Annotated in this window: 6 protein-coding genes and 1 pseudogene; 6 read left to right on the top strand and 1 reads right to left on the bottom strand. The window is 43.9% G+C overall.

Going from position 1 to position 4,781, the window contains the following annotated elements; translation table 11 throughout:
* The coding region (locus AB4307_RS21895; protein WP_372133535.1) for a hypothetical protein at window positions 1–181 on the top strand (181 nt) is incomplete at its 5' end.
* A gap of 121 nt (window positions 182–302) precedes the next feature.
* On the opposite strand, the gene AB4307_RS21890 is transcribed toward AB4307_RS21895, so the two are convergent.
* Window positions 303–776 (bottom strand): hypothetical protein, encoded by a 474-nt coding sequence (locus AB4307_RS21890; protein ID WP_372133532.1) that lies wholly within the window; start codon window positions 774–776, stop codon window positions 303–305.
* Between the two features lie 80 nt (window positions 777–856).
* Between AB4307_RS21890 and istA the strand changes: the two genes are divergently transcribed.
* The 5 genes and pseudogenes from istA (at window position 857) to AB4307_RS21865 (ending at window position 4,575) form a co-directional block, all read left to right on the top strand.
* Window positions 857–2,347, top strand: a complete 1,491-nt coding sequence (istA, locus tag AB4307_RS21885; RefSeq protein ID WP_372133529.1) for an IS21 family transposase — start codon at window positions 857–859, stop codon at window positions 2,345–2,347.
* Complete coding sequence (istB, locus tag AB4307_RS21880) at window positions 2,347–3,096, top strand: IS21-like element helper ATPase IstB (RefSeq protein WP_333012117.1); 750 nt, start codon at window positions 2,347–2,349, stop codon at window positions 3,094–3,096. The genes istA and istB overlap by 1 nt, the downstream gene beginning before the upstream one ends.
* 191 nt (window positions 3,097–3,287) lie before the next feature.
* A pseudogene (locus AB4307_RS21875) lies at window positions 3,288–3,505 on the top strand (group II intron reverse transcriptase/maturase); the annotation flags it as partial.
* A 50-nt stretch (window positions 3,506–3,555) separates the two neighbouring features.
* The gene (locus AB4307_RS21870) at window positions 3,556–4,290 is read left to right on the top strand and encodes a hypothetical protein (protein WP_372133525.1); all 735 of its coding nucleotides are present in this window, start codon (window positions 3,556–3,558) and stop codon (window positions 4,288–4,290) included.
* Window positions 4,291–4,356: 66 nt separating this feature from the next.
* Window positions 4,357–4,575: a hypothetical protein gene (locus tag AB4307_RS21865; protein WP_274679102.1), complete on the top strand. Its 219-nt coding sequence runs from the start codon at window positions 4,357–4,359 to the stop codon at window positions 4,573–4,575.
* The last annotated feature ends 206 nt before the right edge of the window (window positions 4,576–4,781 follow it).

Below are 4,781 nucleotides of genomic sequence, written 5' to 3'. Positions count from 1 at the left end.
ATCTAAGCGGAGAAGAGCCGGAAAAGTAAGGCAAGTTCCTGAGTTTGAAACAGAGTTCACCCCCTCTCTGGCTCACTTTGGGGCAAAAACAAGTCAACACAAAACTTGCCGACTTAAGGACATAAGATGCATTACAGCAGTCAGCAAAGGAGCAACGACTGCGCCGCAATGCGCGGTTTAGCTGTTTGATGGCAAAGAGTTCTGTGAATCACTCTTAGACAGTCAAGAACAAGCTGGCCCCTTCCCGGGAAACGGGCCAACTTCGAAAAGGTGATTAGTCATTGAACTGAACAGAAATCGGTTCAATATTCATCTTGCTTGGTTGCCTCTTCTTTCTTTGCCAGCTTAATTTGCTGCTCAAGCAACTTGATCGCTTTATCTTGTGGCGATGATGCAGGAAACTTACCGTACTCAGCCTTGTACTGAGTGCGATATGTGCGCTTCATCACTCGAACATCTTTAAGTTGATACTCAAGCTGCTCAGCTCTAGTTTTAGTCTTTAGTATTTCAGTGATCTCAACGTTCGCTTTCTCAATTAGTTTTTCGTAGTGTCGGACTTTCTTCGCCTTGGGCATGCTTGGACGACCGAGCCCTTTTTGCTCTTTCACCAAGTGACTTTCGTCCTCTGCTTCAATATTTTGAAGAATCGTAGCCTGGCGACGAATGTATTTCTTTAGGCGCTCTACTTCATCCGCTTTTTTTCGGCCTGCCTTGTCTGCCAGCTTGTAACGAATGATATCGCGTTCATTCCAAGGCTCTATACTATTGAGCGACAATTACCCTGACCGGTTCAGCGACAATTAGATTGGCCGGTTGATCTGCTACATTCTGGACAAACTCTCTACCGGAAAGCTTTGTGCCAGGGAAACGAATTACAGATCAACAAATAAGGCTATACATGGTTAATCGAAAAGATAAAATACAAACCACCTCCGCGGCTAAAGCCGGCTTCTCTGAGCGTTCCGCTCGTCGAATTGAATCAGGACAGCGACAATCAGGCCCAATTAAGACTAGAGGTTATCGAACAAGAACCGCCCCCCTTGAACCGGTCTGGAACTCAGTGGTTCTTCCACTCCTTGAACGCTCAGCGTCAATTACCCCTGTCGGTATTTTTGACTATCTTTGTGAAGAGCATAGCGATAGTTTTTCACCCAACCACCGACGCACATTAGAACGTCGAGTCCGTCAGTGGCGCCTGTTACACGGAGAAGATAAAGAAGTCATCTTCCGTCAGGAAAAGGAGTTTGGCAAACAAGGGATCATGGACTTTACATGGGCCGACTTCATCGTGACGATCCAAGGTGAAAAACTGGAACACAGACTGTTTAATTATCGTTTGCCCGCCAGTGGTTGGAGTCATGCACAAGTGGTTTACGGTGGGGAAAGCTTTACAGCCGTTGCTACAGGCCTAAAAGGGGCTTTTGAGCGCTCAGAAGGGGTCCCTCTTGAGGTGAGAACAGACAGCTTAAGCGCTGCTTATAAAAATAACACATCTGAACGTGAATTTACGGAGAGCTTCCAACAACTCGCGACACATTATGGCTTCCAACCAACGAGAAATAATACCGGTATAGCTCATGAAAATGGTGCCATAGAAAGCTCGAATAACCACCTGAAGAACCAAATTCGCCAAGCGTTGGCGATCCGAGGCTCCAATGACTTCGAGACAATAAATGAGTACGAGTTGTTCGTTGACCAACTCGTTGAGCGACGTAATCGTCGCTCAAAACCACTGCTAGTTGACGAGCAGCGACAATTACAACCGCTCCCTAAATACGACTGCGTCAATTACACCGTTTATGAACTGAAGGTGTCGACAACAAGTACAGTCCAACTCAAGAGGGTCACTTATTCAGTTCCGTCCCGCCTTATTGGGGGTACGGTTCGTGTCCACCTCTACGATAAAACGCTCGAAGTCTATTGTCATGACGAACATACCCTAACCCTAGACAGAGTTCATACACGCTCATGCCGTCGAGGTCATCAAATTGATTATAGGCACATCATTGGTTCTTTAATGAAAAAGCCAAGAGCCTTCAGAGGCTGTCAGTGGCGAGACGAAATGTTACCAAGTGAGGATTATCGTCAAATCTGGCAGTACGTCGATGCTCAGCTCACAATGGACGAGGCAAGCTTCTATATGGTGAAGCTGTTGAATGTGGCCAATAAGTCAGAAAGGGAGGAAGCGGTTGGCCGGTTCGTGCTGGATGGTATCAGAGTGGGTCGTCTACCCACTCTGTTCGACTGTGAAGATAGGTTCTTACAAGATGAAGTCTGGACGGACAGTCCAAAAGTAGAGCAGCATACCTTATCGAGCTATCAGCAAATCTTAGAAGGGGTGAAATAATGTCAGAGCAGCATGTTCTTCCTCTTCTCCTCAAATCTTTACGCCTTGGTAGTCTTGTCTCTCAATGGGAGCCAATGGCAGAAAAAGCGCGTGAGCAAAGCTGGTCAGCAGAGCGCTATCTTGCAGAGTTATGTCGCCTAGAGCTAGATAGTCGTGAGGAAAAACGCCTACAGCGGCACTTAAAAGAATCTAACCTTCCAGCAGGTAAATATCTTGATGGTTACGACTTCGCAGCGGTGAGCGGCATAAATAAAGCACAAGTATGGCACTTGGCTAACCAAAGAGAATGGGTAAAAACAGGCGATAATATCTTACTGTTCGGGGCGAGTGGGTTAGGTAAAACGCATTTAGCTGCCGGACTGGGTTTTAAGCTGATAGAGCATGGCCACCGTGTCAAGTTCATGAGTGCCAACTTGCTGGTACAGCAACTTCAACTCGCCAAAGAGGAGTTGAAACTGTCAGAGGCCTTGATGAAGCTCGATAAGTACAATGTGCTTATCTTAGATGACATCGGTTATGTACAAAAAACGAGTGAGGAGACCAGTGTGTTGTTCGAGTTGATAGCGCATCGCTATGAACGATACAGCTTAATCATCACATCAAATCAATCGTTCGAAGAATGGGATGAACTGTTCGACAATACAGTGATGACAGTAGCAGCAATAGATAGGCTGATCCATCATGCGAAGATCTTACAATGCAAAGGTGAAAGTTATAGGAGAAAGGAAGCACAACGAAACCTAAGTTAAACAGGACTTCAACCGGCCAGGCTAATTGACGCTGGATCGGCCAAGTTAGTTGACGCTACATAGCTAATTTAGCAATATATAACTCAGTTTTGTCCGTGCGACGTGAAGTCGCATGAATCGCTGTTCACCGCGATAAGAGTGAACCGTTTGTATATCCAAAGGAGCAAAGCTTCCCGGTGTTCGTGGGTATAACGCTAGGAATTGACGGCGACATCTGGAACACCGATGCACGTCGAATGGCAGCAGTCAGTTTACTGAACAGGAAAGGCTATCGAGCCAAACTGCGCAGAAGAATCTATACCCCAAAGGAAAAAGCAAACACAGACCGTTGGGTATCCCGTGTATGATTAACCAAGCACAACAAGCGTTACATCTTCTAGCACTAGAACCAATATCTGAGACACTTGCCGGCCTGTAATGGTACGGTCAAATTCAACATTAATTTAAAGGCTGAATAGGATGAAATTAGCTCTGTTTTTAGCGCCACTATTGGCGTTTGGAGTATCAATTGATGTACAGGCTGGATGGTCAGGATCACAGGTTCTCAATGATGTGGATCGAGTACAGGTCATTGGTGAAAATATTTATGTGAATCTAAACATGAAAAGAGATTTTTCCTTTTTAGTCAATGTGCCCTTGAGTAGTGGTAATCCTGAGGAATTCAATCCGAAAAATATAGATATTTCTAAGTTTGGATCTTGTCCATTTAATGCAATTGATATGTCAGAATATGATAATGCGGTACAGGTTCATGACGGTAATATTAGTCAATACGCTAAAGATAAAGCACGGGAAAATCATGTTCTGAAGCTAGTGAAAGAGCGTAATCATCAATCTCATATGTGCCGCATGGAACGAGAAGCTCGCGCAAAAAATGCTCACGATAATATCACTCTAAATTCAATCGCATTGCAAGAAAATGAATTAGATCAGACAAACACGGAAACGTATAGAGTAGTGACTACCGGAAGTGATAAAGCAATCATAACTGGACGGATTGATAACTGCTTATCCGATTGCATTTACACCAACACAAAAACGACGGTAATGTTTGAGTTAGATGGAAATGCGTACATAGTGTCATTAACGCAGCGTGAACCTTATAAAAAGTTTTTTAAGATTACCAAAAAATATTTAGATACAAATACTGTTTTTGGCTCGAACACAAAAGTGGTACCTATGAGTCTCAATTAAATAGTAAACCAATCTATATCCAATGCTTAGTGCTATAAACCCCACACTTTACCAAGAGGACTAAATATGACGGACAGTTACATTATTAAGGCTACATCCAGTCCTAACGATGAAGCCAGCGCAATTGTTCACGTGTCAAAAGCTATTGAACGTTTAGATTGGCGAGAAAACAAAACTGCAATAGTAAAAATAGATGGCCATAAATTAAGGGAGTTTTATTTAGAGTTTTTAGCTATGGAAGAGAAGCTAGATAAGATAAAAAATGTGTTCTCGGATAGTGAATAAAAGACATCGCTCTCATCGTTTCTGAATGAGCTTTCTATATACTAGATGTGATGGATGAAGTGTATACGCCCCATGATCCCACGGGGCGTTTTAGAGTGAGAAGTTCCAAGGAAGAAGTGAGTTGATATCAGGCTCTGGCTTTGCCAGTTCCCTCATACATTTGACCATGTAATCGTAGAGTATCAGTCGTATCCGCCCCATGAACC

The sequence above is a fragment of the Vibrio sp. 10N.261.52.C2 genome, from assembly GCF_041471425.1.
Classification (GTDB): Bacteria; Pseudomonadota; Gammaproteobacteria; order Enterobacterales; family Vibrionaceae; genus Vibrio; species Vibrio crassostreae_C.
Note: the sequence above shows the minus strand (reverse complement) of the source record. Positions and strands in the feature narration are given on the sequence as shown.